Genomic DNA, 18,264 nt, shown 5'->3' on the forward strand with positions numbered 1-18,264 from the left:
CTGTGCACGCGCCCCGAACACAAGCAATCCCAAACACAGCAAGCAGGAAGCCAAAAATGAACGTCGCGGCCATGCACACGACCCACACCTCCCGCGCATTGCGCGTGAACGAGAAAGCCGCCAACCTCGACGCGCTGCGACTACACGCCTCGCCACAGGCAGAACCCGCCCCGCCGTCCGGCCATGCCGTGGTACGCATCGCCGCCGCCGCAGTGAACCCGAGCGACGTAAAAGCAACGCTGGGCCTCATGCCGCAGGCCGTGTGGCCCCGCACTCCGGGGCGCGACTTCGCAGGCACAGTCGTGAGCGGACCATCCGAATGGATCGGCCGCGAGGTCTACGGCTCCGGTGGTGACATCGGCATCACACGCGACGGCTCGCATGCGCGCTACCTCGTGCTGCCCGAGCAGGCGCTGCGCGCCAAGCCCCAAGGCATCTCGATGGACGAAGCCGGCGCGGTGGGCGTGCCCTTCGTCACCGCTTACGAAGGCTTTCGCCGCAGCGGCATGCCGCAGGCGGGCCAGACAGTGCTGGTGCTCGGCGCCAACGGCAAAGTCGGGCAGGCTGCGGTGCAGCTGGCCTCGCAGGCCGGCGCACGCGTGATCGCGGTACAGCGGCATGCCGGTCCCTTCGAGGGCTTTGCCAGCGGACCGGTGGACGTGATCGATGCGCGCCACCACGCCGACGTGGGCGCTCAGGTGCGCGAACTCACCGACGGGCGCGGTGCGCACATCGTCTACAACACCGTCGGCAGCGCCTACTTCGAGGCCGCCAACAAGGCGATGGCCAAGGGTGCGACGCAGATCTTCATCGCCACGCACGAGCGCGCGGTGCCCTTCGACATCTTCGCGTTCTACCGGGGCATGCACACCTATGTGGGCATCGACTCGCTGGCGATGGACTGCATCGCCAGCACCGCGCAGCTCGACGCCATGCGCGAAGGCTTCGAGCGCGGCACGCTGAAGCCCTTTCCCGTCGCACGCAGCTTCACGCTCGACGAAGCGATCGACGCCTACCGGCTGGTGCTCTCGGGCAGCACCGACCGCGTCGTGCTGCGACCCTGAACCCTGGAGCACCCGACCATGCACGTGACCCGTTTCAACGAAGCGCCGCACTACGAGGCGCCCAACCATTTCGACATGCGCTGCCTGCGGCTGCAAGGCAAAGAGGCCGGGCCGTCCACGCAGATGTGGATGGGCGTGAGCCAGATCCTTCCAGGCGGCCACACCGGTCTCGACGGCTCGCCGATGGAAAAGCTGTATCTCGTGCTCGAAGGCCAGCTGCACGTGGTCGGCGAGATCGACGGCGCACACCAGGAAGACGTGCTCGAGCCCTACGACAGCTGCCGCTTCGCGCCCGGTGAAAAGCGCCAGCTGGAGAACCGGAGCAACCGGCCGGTGCTGGTCGCGCTGGTGATGCCGAACGCGCCACCGGCGTAGCGGCCTCCCCTCTTTCGGTCATTCATCGCTCATCGAACAATTCAACGGAGACAAGACGCATGAAGAAGACATCCCCATGGAGCCGCAGGCAGACACTGGCGGCGGCAGCAGCCTTGGCCGCCTGCGCGCTGACCGGCGCCCACGCACAGGGCCCGTGGCCGGGCACGCAGCCGATCAAGCTGGTCGTGCCCTTCACCGCAGGCAGCGGCACCGACATCGTCGCGCGCCTCGTGGCCGAGAAGCTCGGGCCCGCACTGGGCACCAGCGTGATCGTCGACAACAAGCCCGGTGCCGGAGGCACGCTGGGCGCGGCCATTGCGGCCAAGTCGCCGGCCGATGGCTACACGCTGCTGGTGCATTCGGCCGGCCACCTCGTGAACCCGTGGATCTACAAAGGCCTGTCGTACGACACGATCAAGGACTTCACCGGCATCACGCCGATGGCCAGCCTGCCCAACGTGCTGGTCACCGCGCCCTCGCATTTCGCGAACGTGCAGGACCTCGTCGCGAAGGCCAAGGCCAAGCCCGGCGGCTTCAACTACGGCTCGGCGGGCAACGGCTCGGCCACGCACATGAACGCCGAGGTGTTCCGCCTCGCGGCCGGCATCGACGCGCAGCACGTGCCGTTCCGTGGCACGCCCGAGGCCATGACCGAGGTGATGGCCGGGCGCGTCGACTGGTTCTTCGCGCCGATGGTGTCCGCCCTGCCGCTCATCAAGACCGGCAGGCTGCAGGCGCTGGCCGTGGGCACGGGCAAGCGCTCGTCGGCGCTGCCCGATGCGCCGACCACCTCGGAGGCCGGCGTGCCGGGCTCGGAGTACCTGTTCTGGGTCGGCCTGTTCGCGCCCGCGAAGACGCCGCAGCCGGTGGTCGACCGGCTGCAGGCGGAGGTCGCGAAGATCATGGTGTCGCCCGAGCTGAAGGAACGGCTGGAGAAGCTCGGCGCCGAGCCGTTCACCATGCCTTCGGCGCAGTTCAACAAGTTCCTCGTGGACGAGACCGGCAAGGCCCAGCAGGTGGTCAAGGCCGCGAGCATCAAGGTCGACTGACATGACCCGCACGCTCTTCACGGCGGCCGCCCTCGTCGCCGGCTTTCTCATGCCCGGCGCCGCGCAGGCGCAGCCGGCCGACCTCGTCGTCATCAACGCGAAGATCGCCACGCTCGATGCCGCCGGCACCACCGCGCAAGCACTCGCCGTGCGCGACGGCCGCATCGTGGCCGTCGGCAATGCCGCGCAGATGCGCGCACTCTCGGGCTCCGCGACACGCGCCGTCGATGCGGGCGGACGCACCGTCATTCCCGGTCTCATCGACTCGCACATGCACGCGGTGCGCGCGGCGTTGAGCTATTCGACCGAAGTCAACTGGATCGGCGCAGGCACCATCGCCGAAGCCATGGCGCGCATCCGCACCGCCGCTGCCAATGCCCGCCCCGGCGGCTGGCTGATCGTTGCAGGCGGCTGGACCGAGCAGCAGTTCGCCGAGCGCCGGCGTCCGACGATGGCCGAGCTGCAGGAGGCCGCGCCGGACCACCCGGTGTACGTGCAGCTCTTCTACGAAGCGGTGGTGATGACGCCCAAGGCGCTCGAGGCACTCGGCGTTCCCGCCGGCACCCTGCCTGCGGGCATGAAGCCCTCGCCCGACGGCGCGCCGGGCTGGATGACCGGCGACATCGTCGGCATCTCGGCCCTGTTCGACAAGCTGCCCAAGCCGACCTACGACGACAACGTAGCGGGCACGCGCGCCTTCTTCACCGAGCTTAACCGGCTCGGCATCACCGGCCTGGTGGACCCGGGCGGCTTCAGCATTGCGCCCTCGCAGTACGCGGCGCTGTTCGAGCTGTGGCGCGAGAAGGCGCTGACGCTGCGCGTGGCCTACAGCGTGTTCGCACAGAAGCCCGGCGCCGAGCTGCAGGAGTTTCGCGACCTCACGCAGATGCTGCCGATGGGCTTCGGCGACGACATGCTGAAGTTCAACGGCCTGGGCGAGCGCGTGACGCTCGCGATGTACAACAACAACTTCCCCGACGAAGTGGTGAAGGCGAAGTTCTACGAGCTCATCAGGTGGGCGGCCACGAAGAAGCTCGCGGTCACCATCCATTGGCAGGAGAACGGCTCGGTCGATCATCTGCTCGGGCTGTACGAAAAGCTGAACGCCGAGGTGCCGATCAATGGCCTGCGCTGGTCCATCGCGCACCTGGACGATGCTTCGCCCGAGACGCTCGCGCGCATGAAGGCGCTGGGCATCGGCTGGACCATGCAGGACGCGATGTACTTCCAGGGCGACCGCGTGCTCGCCGTGCGTGGCGACGCGGCAAGGCGCATGCCGCCCATCGGCACGGCCCTGCGCACCGGCGTGAACGTGGGCGCTGGCACCGATGCGCATCGCGTGGCCTCGTACAACCCCTTCGTCGCGCTGCAGTGGATGCTCGACGGCAAGACGGTGAGCGGCAAGATGATGCGCGGGCCCGACGAGACACCCACGCGCGAGCAGGCGCTGCGGCTCTACACGGCGGGCAGCGCGTGGTTCAGCTTCGACGAGGGCAGGCGCGGCACGCTGGAGGTCGGCAAGCTCGCGGACTTCGCTGTGCTCGACCAGGACTTCTTCACCGTGCCGCTGGAGCGCATCGGCAAGACGGTGTCGCTGATGACGGTGGTAGGCGGGCGTGTGGTCTACGCCGCGCGGCCTTTCGAGGCGGCGGGCACTTCGGCGGCCACGGCGCCATAAGACAAGACGGGCCCCAACGCGTGCCGCACGCGCTCGCGCAGCACCGGCAGCACCTCGCTCTCGAACCACGGGTGGTGCTTGAACCAGCCCGTGTTGCGCGGCGACGGATGCGGCAGCGGAATGAAGCGCGGTGCGTAGTCGGCAAAGGCCTCGACCGTCTCGGTCACGTTGGCGCGCGCGGTCTTGCCCAGGAAGTGGCGCTGCGCGTACTGGCCGATGAGCAATGTCAGCTCGATGCGCGGCATCTGCGCGAGCAGCCTGTCTTGCCACAGCGGCGCGCATTCCTTGCGCGGCGGCAGGTCGCCGCTGTTACCGCGGCCGGGATAGCAGTAGCCCATCGGCATGAGCGCGATGCGTGCCGCGTCGTAGAAAGTGGCGCGGTCGACGCCGAGCCAGCGGCGCAGTTGCTCACCGCTCTTGTCGTCCCACGGCACGCCGGTCTTGTGAACGGTGAGGCTGGGCGCCTGCCCGACGATCAGCAGCCGCGCGCCGGCACTGGCCTGCACAACGGGACGCGGCCCCAACGGCAGGTGTTCGGCGCAGACGCGGCAGCTGCGGATCTCGGCGAGCAGCGCGTCCACGGGCCTCAGCCGGCGAACGGACGGAAGAAAGCGTTGAGTTCGCTTCCCGCCGCAGCATCCGCGAAACCGTCGAAGCGGCCCTCGTCCGCGAGCGTGCGCGCGGCGCGCATGAAGCCGCCCCAGGCCGCGCGCGCCATGCCGCCGCCCACGCTGACGCGGCGCACGCCCAGTTCGGCGATGTCCACCATGCGCAGTTCGCTGACCCCGCCGACCAGCAGGTTGACCGGCTTGGGCGCCACGGCCGCGACCACCGCCGCGATCTGCTCGCGGGTCTTGATGCCGGGCGCGTAGAGGCAGTCGGCGCCCGCGTTCGCGTAGGCCTTGAGCCGCGCGACGGCGTCGTCGAGGTCGGGCCGGCCGACAAAGAAGTTCTCGGCGCGGCCCACCAGCAGCACGTCGGCGCCCGAGGCGTCGATGGCCTGGCGCGCGGCGCGCATGCGATCGACCGCCCCGTCGATGGCAAAGAGCGGATCGGCCGCGTTGCCGGTGGAGTCCTCGATCGACAGGCCCGCCACGCCGGTCTCGATGGCCAGGCGCACGCTCTCGGCCACGCCTTGCGCGTCGACGGCAAAACCGTTCTCGAAGTCGGCGTTCACGGGCAAGTCGGTGGCATCCACCAGCTCACGCAGATGAGCAAGGATCGATTCGCGCGACATCGCGCCGTCGGCATGGCCTTGCGACCACGCGAAACCGGAGCTGGTGGTGGCCAGTGCCTTGAAGCCCAGGCCTTCGAGGTAGCGCGCGCTGCCCGTGTCCCAGGGGTTCGGGATGACGAAGCAGCCTCGTTCGTGAAGGGCGCGGAAGTCGGCGCGTTTCTGGGCGATGGTGCGGGTCATGGGAGCCTGGCTTTCTTTGGGTATGCGCGACGGCGAGCTCCGCATTCTGACGCGGCCCTGTCCGCACGTCACGACGTTGCACAGTCCGGCATTTCGGTGTCTGATCGCGCCCCATGTCCTACGTCATTGCACTTTTCATCCACCTGCTGTGCGCCGCCTTCTGGGTCGGCGGCATGGCCACCATGCACTTCGCGGTGCGCCCATCGGCGGTCGCCACGCTGGAGCCGCCGCTGCGGCTGCGCATGATGGCCGCGACGCTGCGGCGCTTCTTCGTCGGCGTGGATGCGGCCGTCACGCTGCTGTTCGTGACCGGCGTGACGATGATCCTCGCGGCCGGCGGCTTCCGCGCCGTGCACTGGCGCATCGAGGCGATGATGAGCATCGCGATCGTGATGGCCGCGATCTATGTCTACATCCGCGCGTCGGTGTTCAGGGCGCTGCGGCGCGCGGTGGACGAAAGCGCATGGCCAGCGGCGGCCGCGCGGCTGAACACCGTGCGCCAGCTGGTGACGGTGAACCTGGCGCTGGGGGTCGTGGTGTTCGGGGTAGCGACCATGGGACGGGCGGGGTAGGCAGCGCCCGCCACGCTCCCCTGCCTCACGAAGCCTGGGCGAAACGGTAGTCCAGGTGCGTCACCAGCGCCGAGCCGTCGGCGCGCACGGGCACCAGCTTCATCTCGCCGGGTGCGAGGCCGTCGAGCAGCCGCTTTCCCGCGCCCAGCAGGTTCGGCGCGACGTGGATCGTGCATTCGTCGAGCAAGCCTGCCCTGATGGCCTGGCGGACGGTGTCGATGCCGCCGGAGATGCGCACGTCCTTGCCGCCGGCCGCGGCCTTGGCTTGCGCCAGCGCGCTCGCGAGGCCGTCGGTCACGAAATGGAAGGTGGTGCCGCCCTGGCGCACCCAGGGTTCGCGCGGCGAATGCGTGAGCACGTACACGGGCCCGCGGAACGGCGGGTTCTCGGGCCAGCCGACCTCGCCTTCGTCGAACATGCGCCGGCCCATGACGTAGGCACCGGTGCGTGCGAACACATGCTGGACCCGCGCGTCGTCGGGTGTGCCCTGCTCGCCACCTCCGCCGGGAATGCCGAGGATTTCGCGGAAGGTGGCGGTCTGGAAGATCCAGCCGTGCATGGCGCGGCCGCCGTCGCCCATCGGATTGCCGGGGCTGGCGTTCGGGCCGGCCATGTACCCGTCGAGCGAGATGCCCACGTCGAAGAAGACCTTGCTGCTCATACGTCGCTTTCCGGCGGCGAAGCCGGCCTGGGTTGCAGAGAAGGCGGAGTCTATGCGCGAGCCCGCCCGCTGCAAACAGGGGGCGGGCTCGCGCATATCGGCGAAAAGGCTCAGGCCAGATTCAGCTCGACATGGATGTTGCCGCGCGTGAGCTTGGAGTAAGGACAGGTCTGGTGCGCGGTGTCGACCACGGCGCGCGCGGTCTCGCGGTCCAGGCCCGGCAGGCTCACGTCCAGGCGCGCCTGCAGCACGTACTGGCCTTCCTGCAGCACCAGGTCGACCTCGGCATCCACCGCCAGGTCGGCCGGCAGCTTGACCTTCAGGCCGCCCGCGGCCTTGCCCATGGCACCGATGAAGCAGGCCGACCAGCCGGCCGCGAACAGTTGCTCGGGGTTGGTGCCCGTGCCGTTGCCGCCGGGGGGCGACAGCTGGATGTCGAGGTTGCCGTCGCTGCTGCGCGATGCGCCCTGGCGGCCGCCGGTGGTGTGGGTCTTGCCGGTGTAGAGAACTTGCTTGTCGGTCATGGTGCTTCTTTGGATGAGAGGGGATCGTGGTGGAAGTGGCGTTGTGCGGGCCGGGCTCAGAGGGCCAGGCGGTCGATGCCGTGGGCCGTGGCAACGGCCTGGGCGCGCACCGCGGCGCGGTCCAGCGTGCTGGTGAAGCGCTCGTCGGGGCCGGCGCCTGCACCGTCTGCGTAGATGTTGCCGGCGCGGGCCGCGGCGATGGCGCCGGCGCGAGCCTGGGCACGGTCGCTCAGGCCGGCCATGACGGCGGGCACGCCTGCGGTGGCGCCGTCGGCGTACGGGTCGGCACCGTGCGCGGCGACCACACCCGCGGCTTGCACGGCGGTGCGGCTGGCGGACGACTGGAATTGCAGGACGCCCTGGTAGTCCTCTGCGCTGGCGCCGATGGCGAAAGCGGAAAGAGCGGCGGCGGCGATCAGGAGCTTGGTGGTTTTCATGGCAATGTCTTTCAAAGACGAAGGGTGAAGGAGTCGGTTGAACACCATCGCCTCCTCGGTGCATGTGTCGTCGGTGGCGATGCATGAATTACATCGGCGGGCTGTATCCACGATGTGTCGGGCCACCGGCAGATTTGCATGCGCGTGTGTACGCTGCGCCGGCCAGACACAGTGGCGTACAAACCGAAAGAGAAAACCGAAGAGCGGGCGCTCAGGAGCAGCCTGGCGGCCGGGCTGCAGCTAGGCGGCCGGGCCCTTGAGCTCGACGGTGTTGCCGTCGGGGTCGCTCAGGTAGATCGACGGGCCGTAGCCCTCGGCGCCGAAGTTGTTCTGCACATCGCCGTGAAGGGCCACGCCGTGGCGCGCCATCAGCGCGCGGATGTCCGCTTCGTCGAAGGGCTCGATGCGCAAGCAGAGGTGGTCGACGTTGCGGCCCTCGGCGCCGGGCAACGCACCGCCCTGGCGGCCCAGCGGGCCGTCGGGTGTGACGAGATCGATGAGGCTGGCGCCGGCACGCAGGTGCACCAGGCCCAGGTCGTCGCGGCGCTTCTCGACGTTGCATCCGAGCACGTCGACATAGAACGCGACGGCGCGTTCCATGTCCTTCACGCGCAGCACGATGTGGTCGATGCGCAGCACCGAGAACGGCGGGCGCACCGGTCTCGTCATGTGCGCCTCTTCAGACTACGCCGGCTGAGCGCAGGGCATCGAAGCGTGCCGCATCGATGCCCATTTCCGCCAGCACTTCCTGCGTGTGCTGCCCCAGCGCCGGCGGCGCATGGCGCAGCACCGGCGGCGTGGCCGACAGGCGCAGCGGGCTCGCCACGCCGGAGATGCTGGCGATGCCGTCGCCCGCGTCGCGCGGCAGCGTGACCTTCAGGCCGCGCGCCTGGACTTGCGCATCGTCGAAGGCCTGCGCGATGTCATTGATCGGGCCGCAGGGCACGGCCTTGTCCTCGAGCAGCGCGACCCACGCGGCCGTGGTGCGGGTGCGCGTGAGTTCTTCCATCATGGGGATCAGCACCAGGCGGTGCTTCACGCGCAGCGTGTTGGTCGCGAAGCGTGCGTCGCTCGCCCATTCCGCGTGGCCGGCCGCTTCGCAGAAGCGCGCGAACTGCCCGTTGTTGCCGATGGCCAGCAGCATCGAACCATCCTGCGTCGGAAAGTCTTGATAAGGCGCGAGGCTCGGGTGCGTGTTGCCCTGGCGCCCGGGCGCCTTGCCGGTGTTGAGGAAGGCGCTGGCCTGGTTCGCGAGGATGGCCATGCCCACGTCGAGCAGTGCCATGTCGATGTGCTGGCCTTCGCCGGTGCGGTCGCGCACCTGCAGCGCCGCGAGGATGGCCGTGCTGGCGTAGACGCCGGTGAACAGGTCGGTCAGCGCCACGCCCACGCGCAGCGGACCGCCGCCGGGCACGTCGTCGGGGCGGCCGGTGATGCTCATCATGCCGGTCATGGCCTGGATCATCAGGTCGTAGCCCGCGCGCTCGGCGTACGGGCCGTCGTGGCCGAAGCCGGTCACGCTGCAGTAGATGAGGCGCGGGTTGGCCGCGCGCAGGCTCTCGTGGTCGAGGCCGTATTGCTTCAGGCCGCCGGTCTTGAAGTTCTCCACCACGATGTCGGCCTGCGCTGCCATCTGCCTGAGCAGCGCCTGCCCGTCGGGCGTGGCCATGTCGATGGTGACCGAGCGCTTGTTGCGGTTGCAGGACGTGAAGTAGCTGGCCTGGTCGGTATCGTTGCCGTCCGCGTCCTTGATGAAGGGCGGGCCCCAGGTGCGCGTGTCGTCGCCGACGCCGGGGCGTTCGATCTTGACGACGTCGGCGCCCAGGTCCGCGAGGATCTGCGTGCACCACGGGCCCGCGAGCACGCGGGACAGATCGAGGACCTTGATGCCGTCGAGTGCCGCAGCAGGTTTGTTCATCGTCATCTACGTCAGTGTTGTCTTGCAGTTCGAGGGATGCCGCGGAACCGGCTTTGCCGGGCCGCTGGCATCGCCCCCTGAAAGGGGGTTGGCGTCTACACGAAGTGAGTAAGACTGGGGGTTAGTTCGAAAACGCTGCGATGCCGGTGATGGCGCGGCCCAGAATGAGCGCGTGGATGTCGTGCGTGCCTTCGTAGGTGTTGACCACTTCCAGGTTCACCAGGTGGCGTGCCACGCCGAACTCGTCGCTGATGCCGTTGCCGCCCATCATGTCGCGCGCCATGCGGGCGATGTCGAGCGACTTGCCGCAGTTGTTGCGCTTCATGATCGAGGTGATTTCGACGGCAGCAATGCCTTCGTCCTTCATGCGGCCCAGGCGCAGGCTGCCTTGCAGGCCCAGCGTGATCTCGGTCTGCATGTCGGCCAGCTTCTTCTGGATGAGCTGGTTGGCGGCCAGCGGGCGGCCGAACTGCTTGCGGTCCAGCGTGTACTGGCGGGCGCGGTGCCAGCAGTCTTCGGCGGCACCGAGCGCGCCCCACGAGATGCCGTAGCGGGCGCTGTTCAGGCAGGTGAACGGGCCCTTGAGGCCCTGCACTTCGGGGAAGGCGTTTTCTTCAGGGCAGAACACGCCGTCCATGACGATTTCGCCAGTGATGCTGGCGCGCAGGCCGACCTTGCCGTGGATCGCGGGGGCGCTCAGGCCCTTCATGCCCTTCTCGAGCACGAAGCCGCGGATCGGGCCCACGGTGCCGCTTTCGCTGACTTCCTTGGCCCACACCACGAACACGTCGGCGATGGGCGAGTTGCTGATCCACATCTTCGAGCCGCTGAGCGAATAGCCGCCCGGCACCTTCTTGGCGCGCGTGGCCATGCTGCCGGGGTCGGAGCCGTGGTCGGGTTCGGTCAGGCCGAAGCAGCCGATCCATTCGCCGGTGGCGAGCTTGGGCAGGTACTTCTGCTTCTGGCCTTCGGTGCCGAATTCGAAGATGGGCACCATCACCAGCGAGCTCTGCACGCTGGCCATCGAGCGGTAGCCGGAGTCGACGCGCTCGACTTCGCGGGCGATCAGGCCATAGGCCACGTAGTTGAGGCCGGGGCCGCCGTATTGCTCGGGGATCGTGGGGCCGAGCAGGCCGAGTGCGCCCATTTCGCGAAAGATGGCGGGGTCGGTCTCGCCGGTGCGGAAGCCCTCGATGACGCGGGGCGCGAGGCGCTCCTGGCAGTAGGCATTGGCCGCGTCGCGGATCATGCGTTCTTCGTCGGTCAGTTGCTGGTCGAGAAGAAGGGGGTCGTCCCAGTGGAATTGCGCTTTGGCGGCCATGTGGCTGTCTCCGGAAATTAGGGGAAAGGTGAAAAGAGGGGGAATGGGGCCGATGCTAGCCATGCGGGGGGCATGACGCAAACGATGATTCCGCACCCAGATATGCGTTCGTAGAATGTCTTGCAAGATGTTCGATCGGCCTCTCCATTGGTGAGGCCGAGGTTTCATACATACACCCGAGGCATACATGCGCCGCAAGATCCCACCCCTGCAAACCCTCGTGTGCTTCGACGCCGCCGCGCGCCACGAGAGCTACACCCGCGCTGCGCAGGAACTGGCGCTCACCCAAAGCGCCGTGTCGCGCCAGATCGGCACGCTCGAAGCCTTCCTCGGCGTGGCGCTGTTCCGCCGCACGCGGCACGGCGTGGCGCTCACGGCCAGCGGCGCGGCCTACGCGCGGCAGATCACCAAGCGGCTGGAAGCGATGGAGCGCGACACGCTCGACGCAATGGCCCACCAGGGCGAAGGCGGCTCGCTCTCGCTGGCGGCCGTGCCCACGTTTGCGACGCGCTGGCTGATGCCGCGCCTGAAGGGCTTTGCGGCACTGCAGCCCGACGTGGTGGTGCACATCGAGACGCGCACCCGCCCCTTCCTGTTCGCCGATGCGGAGTTCGACGCGGCGCTGTATGCCGGCACGCCCGCACAGGTCGAGAACTGGGCCGGCACGCACGCGCTGCTGCTGATGCATGAAGACGTGGTGCCGGTGTGCAGCCCTTCCCTGCTGCCGCGCGGCAAGGCCGTGGCGCCGGCAGCCATCGCGAAGATGCCGCTGCTGCAGCAGAGCACCCGGCCCGACGGCTGGCGCCAGTGGTTCGATGCGCAGCAGATCGACGCGCCCAATGCGCGCGGCGGCCCGCGCTACGAGCTGTTCTCGATATTGGCCGCGGCCGCGTCGCACGGGCTCGGCGTGGCGCTGATGCCGACGATGCTGGTGGCCGACGAACTGGCGCGCGGCGAACTGGTGGTGGCCTGCGCGCGGCCGCTGTCGGGCGAGCGCAACTACTACCTCGTGACGCCGGAGCGCGCCGACCAGCGGCCGCTGCTGAAGTTCTTCAGCGACTGGCTGCTGGCGCAGGCACGGCAGGAGCCCGGGCGCGAGACGGCTTGAAGGGGCCGGCGACCTTCTCGAGCCACGGATCGCAGACGGCCCGCAGTTCAGGGTCCATGTCGAACTTGGGATCGCGCGCATCGAACAGGACCGACTTTTTCGCCTGCGCCCGCACCAGTGCGAAAGCGCTCTTCCCGGAACGGCTGTTGTCGAACATCAGCGTCATGTTCGCGATCTGTGCCGCATGGCCGACCGCTGCCTGCGTGCGGGGAAAGCGCTCGACCAGCTTCCCGCGGTCCACGTCGTGGCCGCCCTGCTGCTTGCGGGTGCTCACGCGGAAGATGGACATGTCCACCGAGACCAGGCCGACGAAAAGCAGCACGACGAAATACCCCGCCTCCTGCATCGCGCGGATGTCGTCCGCCTTCGACGCATGGCCGCCGCCGGGCAGCGGCTTCCAGTGGGAGAACACCGTCTCGAACGCAAACGGCATGCGCTGGTCCATCACCAGGCTCTTGAAGGCGCGCACGCCTTCCTGCGACAGGACCTGCCATTTCTCGTCGTCGTCGCGCAGGCGCTGGGCCCAGGCGGGGATGTGCCCGGTGGCGGGGTCGGCATCCGGCAGGATGGACATCATCATCCGGTCGGCGTTGATCAGCGGCATCTGCAGCGATGCCGCCAGGCGCGAATACCAGAGCGTGGATTTTCCGGAGCCGTTGTGGCCCGCCAGGACGAAGGCCACCGGACGCGGGCCGCGCGTCTGCTCGAGGAGCTTCCCGAGCTTCGGTGGGCGGCGGCTCACGCCTTGCTCGCGCGGAACCTGCCGTCGACCAGGCGGCCAATGACCTTGGTGCCGTCGGCTGCTTCGCGAATGACCTGGGTCGGGTCCTGCGGGTAGGCGGAGTAGGCGAATATCCGGGCCGCGTTGGGTCCGCGGAAGACGACCGACCTGTCGATGCCGGGCTTGTCGAGTGCGCGGGCCGCCTTCTTCAACAGTTCCGTCGTGTTGTCCTCGGGGCGGACCACGGCGCGCGGAGCCTTGCCGACCTTGACCAGCGCCATGCCGCGCCCCAGGGTCGCAACCGATCGGCCCTGGACCATTTGCCCTGCCGAGCCTTCGCGTGCGATGGTTTTTGCTCTTGCCATGGCCGGATGATCGCTCAAAACGGAAGCCGCCTGCCACCTGCTGCGCCAAAGCCCGCACCGCCGCATACCCGCGTCCGGAAACGGCGAGCCTCGCAGGCCCGCAGGCGAGACACTGCGCGCATGACAGCCCCAGCCTCCCAGGTCGACGCCCTCGACTGGCCCCGCATCGAAGACGACCTTGCCACCCGCGGCTGCGCCACCACCGGCGCCGCGCTCTTCACTCCGAAGGAATGCGCCGCCCTCGCGGCCATGTACGACCAGCCCCGCCACTTCCGCAGCCGCGTCGTCATGCAGCGCCACGGCTTCGGCCAGGGCGAGTACCAGTACTTCGCCAACCCGCTGCCGCCAAAGCTCGCGGCATGGCGCGGCGCGCTGTACGAACGCCTCGCGCCGCTGGCCAATGCATGGGCCGCGGCAATGGGCCTTCCGGCCGACTACCCGCCGGACCACGCGGCCTACCTCGCGCGCTGCCACGCGGCGGGCCAGCTGCGCCCCACCCCGCTGCTGCTGCGCTACGACGAGGGCGACTACAACTGCCTGCACCAGGACCTGTACGGCGACCTGCAGTTCCCGTTGCAGCTCACCGTGCTGCTGAACCGGCCCGGCGAAGACTTCACCGGCGGCGAGTTCGTGCTGACCGAACAGCGCCCGCGCATGCAGTCGCGCGTCGAGGTGGTGTCACTCGCGCAGGGCGAGGCGGCGATCTTCGCGGTCAATCAGCGGCCGGTGGCGGGCACGCGCGGCAGCTACCGCGTGACGATGCGCCACGGCGTGAGCCGCGTGCGCTCGGGGCGGCGGCATACGCTGGGCATCATCTTTCACGACGCCCGCTGACGAGCCGCTGCCGCGGCCGGTCCCGGCAGGCCCGGGCCGCCGCGCCCGAAGGGCGAAGTCGAGCGAAAATCACGCCTGCCTCCGGCGCCCACCAGGATCCCCGACACCAACGATCGGGGCCGTGAGCCCGCCGGAAGCGGCCCGCGGCCTCGATGCAGCGGGCGCGCTCGAATGGTCGTCAGGGAGCTGTATGAACAAGAAGTCGTCCGGGAATCCGGAAGCGGCGGGAAAGCCGTCGATCGAAACTGCGGCCGCGCCGGCCGCACCGCCCGGGCGTTCGCGCCGCTTCAGGGTGGACGTGGGCACCATCGTCAGTGCCGTGGCGCTGACACAGTCGCTGTTGCTGGTCTCGCTGGGCTACTGGGGGTCGCAGCGGCTGGTGTCGCGCATCGGCGTGTCCGCGCACAAGGCCAACCACCACCGCACCGAAGACAAGGTGCTGGCCTTCCTGCAGAAGGCCGAGTCGGTCGTCAACGCTGTGGGCACAGCCCCCAGCCTGCGCCCGGCGGGCGAACACGCCGAAAGAACAGCCGAGCTGCTCTGGACGCTGCTGCAGCAGTCGCCCGAGCTCGACAGCATCTACGTCAGCAACGAGAAGGGCCAGATGCTGATGGCACTGCGCTACCCTGTGCCGGCCATGCGCCATATCGAGCGCGGCGCGGGATTCACCACCGAGACGTGGCAGTACATGCTGCCCCAGGACGCCGAGGCCGACGTGCAGCAGCGCTTCGCCACGCAGCGCCTCGCGGCCTTCCGCAGCAGCTACGACCCGACGCAACGCGGCTGGTATGTGCAGGCCCGCAAGGCACAGGGGCCGGTCTGGACGCAGCCATACGTATTCGCCGCCGCGCAGGAGCTGGGCGTGACCTACGCGCTGCCGAGCCAGCGCAGCTATGCGGACAGCGCGGCGCAGGCCATGGTGGTGGCGGGCGATGTGTCGCTGGGGCGGCTGTCGGAATTCGTGCGCCAGTTCAGCAACGACGGCTACGGCGACAGCGCCCTGCTGAGCGCCGACGCCCGGGTGCTCGCGCGCAGCGACATGCCGGGCGTGCTGCATCAGCTGGAGCCGCCGGCCGGCGTGCTCGGCGCCTTGTACGCGAACACGGTGATCGGCGGCACGGCGGACAGTGGCTCGAACAAGAAGTTCTCCTTTACCTACGAAGGTCGCCGCTACCTGGTGCAGGCCTCGCGCATTCCCAGCACCGGATGGCAGCTCGTGAGCTGGGTGCCCGAAGACATGCTGCTGGGCGAACTGAACCGCGCGGTGCTGTGGGGCCTGTTGCTGGCGCTGGCCTTCCTGGCCATCGCGCTGTTCATCTCGCTGAAGCTGTCGAAGCTGGTGACCTCGCCGGTGGAGAACCTCTCGCACATCGCGCGCAGCATCGGCCTGCTGGAACTCGACAACCTGCCGCGCGAACCGAGCCGCGTGCTCGAGATCCAGCACCTGGACCAGGCGCTGGACGACTCGGCGCGCAGCCTGAAGGCCTTCAGCAAGTTCGTGCCGGTGGACGTGATCAACCAGCTGATCGACGAGGGCCATGCGCTCGCGCCCTCCGGTTCGTCGCGCCGCGTGACCGTGATGTTCACCGACGTGGAGGGCTTCACCTCGATCTCGGAATCGCTGGACACCGACGTGCTGGTGGGCATGCTGACGGAGTACTTCAACCTGGCGGCGGGCGTGTTCGCGCGGCACGGCGGCGTGGTCGACAAGTTCATCGGCGACGGCATCATGGTGCTGTGGGGAGCGCCCTCCGACCTGAAGGACGCGGAATACCAGGCCTGCGTGGCCGCGCTGGAGCTGCACGTGGAGATGGACGAACTCAACCGCAAGTGGCACGAGCAGGGGCTGCCGAGGTTCCGCACCCGCATCGGCATCCACACCGGCATGGTGATCGCGGGGGTGCTCGGCTCGAACGACCGGCTGTCCTACACCGCGTTCGGCGACGCGATCAACGTGGCGAGCCGCATCGAAGGCATCAACAAGCAGCTCGGAACGCAGACGCTGATTTCCGAGGCCACCTTCGCGGGGCTCGGCGGCCGGCTTCATGCACGCCGCATCGAGGAATTGGTGGAGCTGCGCGGCCGGCAGACGCGCATGGTGCTCTATGAGCTCACGGCCTGAGCTTGCTCGTGGGCGCGAAGCTCACGCGCCCATCATGCGGAGGCACGCTGCGCGGCAAAGGCCACGAACCAGTCGAGGCTGCCGGGGTTGGCCATCGCCTCGCGGTTGACCACCTTCTCGATCGGCTGACCCAGCAGCAGCTTCTTGATCGGCAGCTCCTGCTTCTTGCCCGAGAGCGTGCGCGGGATCTCGGCCACCTGGAAGATGTCGTTGGGCGCGAAGCGAGGCGACAGCGAAGTCTTGATGGCGTTGTTGATCTTCGCGCGCATGGCCTCGTCGAGCGCCACGCCGGGGCGCAGCACCACGAACAGCGGCATGTAGCTGTCGCGGCCCAGGTATTCGAGATCGACCACCATCGAGTCGAGCACCTCGGGCAGGCCCTCGACCGCGCTGTAGATCTCGCTCGTGCCCATGCGCAGGCCCTGGCGATTGATGGTGGCGTCGCTGCGGCCGTAGATGATGCAGCCGCCGTCGGTGCCGATCTTGATCCAGTCGCCGTGGCGCCATACGCCGGGATAGGTGTCGAAGTAGCTCGACAGGTAGCGCGCGTTGCCCTCGTCGCCCCAGAAGTAGAGCGGCATCGACGGAATCGGCTTGGTGCACACCAGCTCGCCGACCTCGCCGACGACGGGCTGGCCGTTCTCGTTCCAGGCCTCGACCGAATGGCCCAGCTCGCGGCACTGCATCTGGCCCGGCACTTCGGGCAGGTCGCGGTTGCCGCCGACAAAAGCGCCGCAGAAATCGGTGCCGCCGGAGATGTTGCACCACCACACCTCCTTCGAGCCCGCGTCGAGGATCTGCTGCGAGCCCCAGCGCTGTACCTCCTCGGGCAGCGGCGAGCCGGTGCTGCCGAGCGCCCGCACGCGCGAGAGATCGCCGCATTCCTTCGCGACGAGGCCCGACTTCATGCAGTTGGTGAAATAGGCCGCACCCGCGCCGAAGAAGGTGACGCGGTGCTTCGCGACGAAGCGCCACAGCACGCCCCAGTCGGGCTTCTCCTTGCTGCCCGCCGGGTTGCCGTCATAGATGCAGATGGTGGCGCCGAAGGCCATGCCCGAGAGCTGCGAGTTCCACATGACCCAGCCCGTGGAGCTGTACCAGTGGTAGCGCTCGCCGAAGTTGTTGGCGCCGTAGCTCGCGCCCACGTCGTTGTGCAGGCCGCAGGCATGCATGGTGAGGATGATGCCGCCCTGCCCGTGCACGATGGGCTTGGGCAGGCCTGTGGTGCCGCTCGAATAGACGATCCAGATCGGATGGTCGAAGGGCAGCCATTCGGGCTCGAAGGCGGCGACCTCGGCATCGTTGCGCGCGATGGCCTGTGTCCATTCGACGTCGTGCGGCACGGCGCTGGCGGCATACGGCGACTTCAAGAGCAACAGCTTCTGCACGCTCGGCAGCTGGCCGCGCAGCTCCTGCAGCACGGCGCTGCGGTCGAGCGGCTTGCCGCCATAGTGCACGCCGTCGACGGCGATCAGCACCTTGGGTTCGATCTGGCGAAAGCGGTCGGCCACGGCGGCCGTGCCCATGTCGGGCGCGCACACGCTCCAGATCGCGCCGATGCTGGAGCATGCGAGGAACGCGACCATGGTCTCGGGCACGTTGGGCATGTAGGCCGCAACGCGGTCGCCGCGCCGCACGCCGAGCGACTTGAGCATGAGCGCGACCGACGCGACCTGGCGCCGCATCTCCGGCCACGACATCTCGCGCACTTCGCCGCGCTCGTTGTCGCTCACGATGGCGGGCATGCCGGCCGCGTGCGCCGCGTCGACATGGCGCAGCACCTCGCGGGCGTAGTTGACCTGCGCGCCGGGGAACCAGCGCGCGCCGGGCATGCGCGGCTCGGCGAGCACGGCCGTGTGCGGAGTGGGCGACTCGATGCGGGCGTAATCCCAGATGCTCTGCCAGAAGGCGTCGAGCTCGGTGACGGACCAGCGCCACAGGGCGTCGTAGCTGTCGAAGCGAAGGCCGCGCGTCTCGCGCAGCCAGTCTTGATAGAGGCGGACCTGGGGGATGTTGGGGGCGGGCATGGCACGAGCGTAGCGCCGCGAACGAGCGTGCTCAATGGGGGTTGACCTCAGGGTTTGTACGTGTGTTCAAT

Annotated in this window: 19 protein-coding genes; 8 read left to right on the plus strand and 11 right to left on the minus strand. The window is 68.7% G+C overall.

Going from position 1 to position 18,264, the window contains the following annotated elements:
* The first annotated feature begins 56 nt into the window (after nt 1–56).
* The 4 genes from PMI12_RS12130 to PMI12_RS12145 are packed head-to-tail and all read left to right on the plus strand — an operon-like array spanning nt 57 to nt 4,166.
* Nucleotides 57–1,064: a quinone oxidoreductase family protein gene (locus PMI12_RS12130; protein WP_007832570.1), complete on the plus strand. Its 1,008-nt coding sequence runs from the start codon at nt 57–59 to the stop codon at nt 1,062–1,064.
* 18 nt (nt 1,065–1,082) lie between these two features.
* Nucleotides 1,083–1,439 carry a cupin domain-containing protein gene (locus PMI12_RS12135; protein ID WP_007832571.1) on the plus strand — a complete coding sequence of 119 codons (357 nt, stop codon included), beginning with the start codon at nt 1,083–1,085 and terminating at the stop codon, nt 1,437–1,439.
* A 59-nt stretch (nt 1,440–1,498) separates the two neighbouring features.
* Entirely contained in the window at nt 1,499–2,488 is a 990-nt protein-coding gene (locus PMI12_RS12140; RefSeq protein ID WP_007832574.1) for a tripartite tricarboxylate transporter substrate binding protein, read from the plus strand.
* Nucleotide 2,489: 1 nt separating this feature from the next.
* Nucleotides 2,490–4,166, plus strand: a complete 1,677-nt coding sequence (locus PMI12_RS12145) for an amidohydrolase (RefSeq protein WP_007832581.1) — start codon at nt 2,490–2,492, stop codon at nt 4,164–4,166.
* Here the strand turns inward: PMI12_RS12145 and PMI12_RS12150 are convergent.
* Together PMI12_RS12150 and PMI12_RS12155 are read right to left on the minus strand one after the other, a co-directional pair.
* Nucleotides 4,112–4,747, minus strand: coding sequence for a uracil-DNA glycosylase family protein (locus PMI12_RS12150; RefSeq protein ID WP_007832582.1), 636 nt, complete (start codon nt 4,745–4,747; stop codon nt 4,112–4,114). The two genes, PMI12_RS12145 and PMI12_RS12150, sit on opposite strands and share 55 nt — an antisense overlap.
* Before the next feature lie 5 nt (nt 4,748–4,752).
* Nucleotides 4,753–5,583, minus strand: coding sequence for an isocitrate lyase/PEP mutase family protein (locus PMI12_RS12155; protein ID WP_007832583.1), 831 nt, complete (start codon nt 5,581–5,583; stop codon nt 4,753–4,755).
* A gap of 113 nt (nt 5,584–5,696) precedes the next feature.
* On the opposite strand from PMI12_RS12155, the gene PMI12_RS12160 reads away from it, so the two are divergent.
* The gene (locus PMI12_RS12160; protein ID WP_007832584.1) at nt 5,697–6,155 is read left to right on the plus strand and encodes a CopD family protein; all 459 of its coding nucleotides are present in this window, start codon (nt 5,697–5,699) and stop codon (nt 6,153–6,155) included.
* A gap of 25 nt (nt 6,156–6,180) precedes the next feature.
* On the opposite strand, the gene PMI12_RS12165 is transcribed toward PMI12_RS12160, so the two are convergent.
* The 6 genes from PMI12_RS12165 to PMI12_RS12190 all read right to left on the minus strand — a co-directional run bounded on the left by PMI12_RS12165 (nt 6,181) and on the right by PMI12_RS12190 (nt 11,016).
* Nucleotides 6,181–6,816: a dihydrofolate reductase family protein gene (locus tag PMI12_RS12165; protein ID WP_007832585.1), complete on the minus strand. Its 636-nt coding sequence runs from the start codon at nt 6,814–6,816 to the stop codon at nt 6,181–6,183.
* Between the two features lie 110 nt (nt 6,817–6,926).
* Nucleotides 6,927–7,340: an organic hydroperoxide resistance protein gene (locus PMI12_RS12170; RefSeq protein ID WP_007832587.1), complete on the minus strand. Its 414-nt coding sequence runs from the start codon at nt 7,338–7,340 to the stop codon at nt 6,927–6,929.
* Between the two features lie 56 nt (nt 7,341–7,396).
* Complete coding sequence (locus PMI12_RS12175) at nt 7,397–7,777, minus strand: hypothetical protein (RefSeq protein ID WP_042673279.1); 381 nt, start codon at nt 7,775–7,777, stop codon at nt 7,397–7,399.
* 240 nt (nt 7,778–8,017) lie between these two features.
* A complete protein-coding gene (locus PMI12_RS12180) occupies nt 8,018–8,446 on the minus strand; it encodes a VOC family protein (RefSeq protein WP_007832591.1) in 429 nt (142 codons plus the stop codon).
* A gap of 10 nt (nt 8,447–8,456) precedes the next feature.
* The gene (locus PMI12_RS12185; protein ID WP_007832594.1) at nt 8,457–9,701 is read right to left on the minus strand and encodes a CaiB/BaiF CoA transferase family protein; all 1,245 of its coding nucleotides are present in this window, start codon (nt 9,699–9,701) and stop codon (nt 8,457–8,459) included.
* A gap of 115 nt (nt 9,702–9,816) precedes the next feature.
* Nucleotides 9,817–11,016 carry an acyl-CoA dehydrogenase gene (locus PMI12_RS12190; RefSeq protein ID WP_007832596.1) on the minus strand — a complete coding sequence of 400 codons (1,200 nt, stop codon included), beginning with the start codon at nt 11,014–11,016 and terminating at the stop codon, nt 9,817–9,819.
* A gap of 187 nt (nt 11,017–11,203) precedes the next feature.
* Here PMI12_RS12190 and PMI12_RS12195 point away from each other — a divergent pair, with 187 nt between their 5' ends.
* Nucleotides 11,204–12,124, plus strand: coding sequence for a LysR substrate-binding domain-containing protein (locus PMI12_RS12195; RefSeq protein WP_007832597.1), 921 nt, complete (start codon nt 11,204–11,206; stop codon nt 12,122–12,124).
* Here the strand turns inward: PMI12_RS12195 and PMI12_RS12200 are convergent.
* Together PMI12_RS12200 and PMI12_RS12205 are read right to left on the minus strand one after the other, a co-directional pair.
* A complete protein-coding gene (locus tag PMI12_RS12200) occupies nt 12,069–12,866 on the minus strand; it encodes a zeta toxin family protein (protein ID WP_007832599.1) in 798 nt (265 codons plus the stop codon). The genes PMI12_RS12195 and PMI12_RS12200 overlap by 56 nt on opposite strands.
* Nucleotides 12,863–13,210: a hypothetical protein gene (locus PMI12_RS12205; protein WP_237726085.1), complete on the minus strand. Its 348-nt coding sequence runs from the start codon at nt 13,208–13,210 to the stop codon at nt 12,863–12,865. The genes PMI12_RS12200 and PMI12_RS12205 overlap by 4 nt, the downstream gene beginning before the upstream one ends.
* Nucleotides 13,211–13,330: 120 nt before the next feature.
* Between PMI12_RS12205 and PMI12_RS12210 the strand changes: the two genes are divergently transcribed.
* Together PMI12_RS12210 and PMI12_RS12215 are read left to right on the plus strand one after the other, a co-directional pair.
* Nucleotides 13,331–14,044, plus strand: coding sequence for a 2OG-Fe(II) oxygenase (locus tag PMI12_RS12210; RefSeq protein ID WP_007832604.1), 714 nt, complete (start codon nt 13,331–13,333; stop codon nt 14,042–14,044).
* Between the two features lie 190 nt (nt 14,045–14,234).
* Nucleotides 14,235–16,166 carry an adenylate/guanylate cyclase domain-containing protein gene (locus PMI12_RS12215; protein ID WP_007832605.1) on the plus strand — a complete coding sequence of 644 codons (1,932 nt, stop codon included), beginning with the start codon at nt 14,235–14,237 and terminating at the stop codon, nt 16,164–16,166.
* A gap of 32 nt (nt 16,167–16,198) precedes the next feature.
* On the opposite strand, the gene PMI12_RS12220 is transcribed toward PMI12_RS12215, so the two are convergent.
* On the minus strand, nt 16,199–18,193 hold the full coding sequence (locus tag PMI12_RS12220) for an acetoacetate--CoA ligase (RefSeq protein ID WP_007832607.1): 1,995 nt from the start codon (nt 18,191–18,193) through the stop codon (nt 16,199–16,201).
* Nucleotides 18,194–18,264 lie beyond the last annotated feature (71 nt).

The sequence above is a fragment of the Variovorax sp. CF313 genome (assembly GCF_000282635.1).
Taxonomy (GTDB): Bacteria; Pseudomonadota; Gammaproteobacteria; order Burkholderiales; family Burkholderiaceae_C; genus Variovorax.

What these genes read in the sequence shown, in the direction of transcription:
- PMI12_RS12130 (WP_007832570.1), top strand. Translation starts at nt 57, where the DNA reads ATGAACGTCGCGGCCATGCACACGACCCACACCTCCCGCGCATTGCGC.
- PMI12_RS12135 (WP_007832571.1), top strand. Translation starts at nt 1,083, where the DNA reads ATGCACGTGACCCGTTTCAACGAAGCGCCGCACTACGAGGCGCCCAAC.
- PMI12_RS12140 (WP_007832574.1), top strand. Translation starts at nt 1,499, where the DNA reads ATGAAGAAGACATCCCCATGGAGCCGCAGGCAGACACTGGCGGCGGCA.
- PMI12_RS12145 (WP_007832581.1), top strand. Translation starts at nt 2,490, where the DNA reads ATGACCCGCACGCTCTTCACGGCGGCCGCCCTCGTCGCCGGCTTTCTC.
- PMI12_RS12155 (WP_007832583.1), bottom strand. Translation starts at nt 5,583, where the DNA reads ATGACCCGCACCATCGCCCAGAAACGCGCCGACTTCCGCGCCCTTCAC.
- PMI12_RS12160 (WP_007832584.1), top strand. Translation starts at nt 5,697, where the DNA reads ATGTCCTACGTCATTGCACTTTTCATCCACCTGCTGTGCGCCGCCTTC.
- PMI12_RS12165 (WP_007832585.1), bottom strand. Translation starts at nt 6,816, where the DNA reads ATGAGCAGCAAGGTCTTCTTCGACGTGGGCATCTCGCTCGACGGGTAC.
- PMI12_RS12170 (WP_007832587.1), bottom strand. Translation starts at nt 7,340, where the DNA reads ATGACCGACAAGCAAGTTCTCTACACCGGCAAGACCCACACCACCGGC.
- PMI12_RS12175 (WP_042673279.1), bottom strand. Translation starts at nt 7,777, where the DNA reads ATGAAAACCACCAAGCTCCTGATCGCCGCCGCCGCTCTTTCCGCTTTC.
- PMI12_RS12180 (WP_007832591.1), bottom strand. Translation starts at nt 8,446, where the DNA reads ATGACGAGACCGGTGCGCCCGCCGTTCTCGGTGCTGCGCATCGACCAC.
- PMI12_RS12185 (WP_007832594.1), bottom strand. Translation starts at nt 9,701, where the DNA reads ATGACGATGAACAAACCTGCTGCGGCACTCGACGGCATCAAGGTCCTC.
- PMI12_RS12190 (WP_007832596.1), bottom strand. Translation starts at nt 11,016, where the DNA reads ATGGCCGCCAAAGCGCAATTCCACTGGGACGACCCCCTTCTTCTCGAC.
- PMI12_RS12195 (WP_007832597.1), top strand. Translation starts at nt 11,204, where the DNA reads ATGCGCCGCAAGATCCCACCCCTGCAAACCCTCGTGTGCTTCGACGCC.
- PMI12_RS12205 (WP_237726085.1), bottom strand. Translation starts at nt 13,210, where the DNA reads ATGGCAAGAGCAAAAACCATCGCACGCGAAGGCTCGGCAGGGCAAATG.
- PMI12_RS12210 (WP_007832604.1), top strand. Translation starts at nt 13,331, where the DNA reads ATGACAGCCCCAGCCTCCCAGGTCGACGCCCTCGACTGGCCCCGCATC.
- PMI12_RS12215 (WP_007832605.1), top strand. Translation starts at nt 14,235, where the DNA reads ATGAACAAGAAGTCGTCCGGGAATCCGGAAGCGGCGGGAAAGCCGTCG.
- PMI12_RS12220 (WP_007832607.1), bottom strand. Translation starts at nt 18,193, where the DNA reads ATGCCCGCCCCCAACATCCCCCAGGTCCGCCTCTATCAAGACTGGCTG.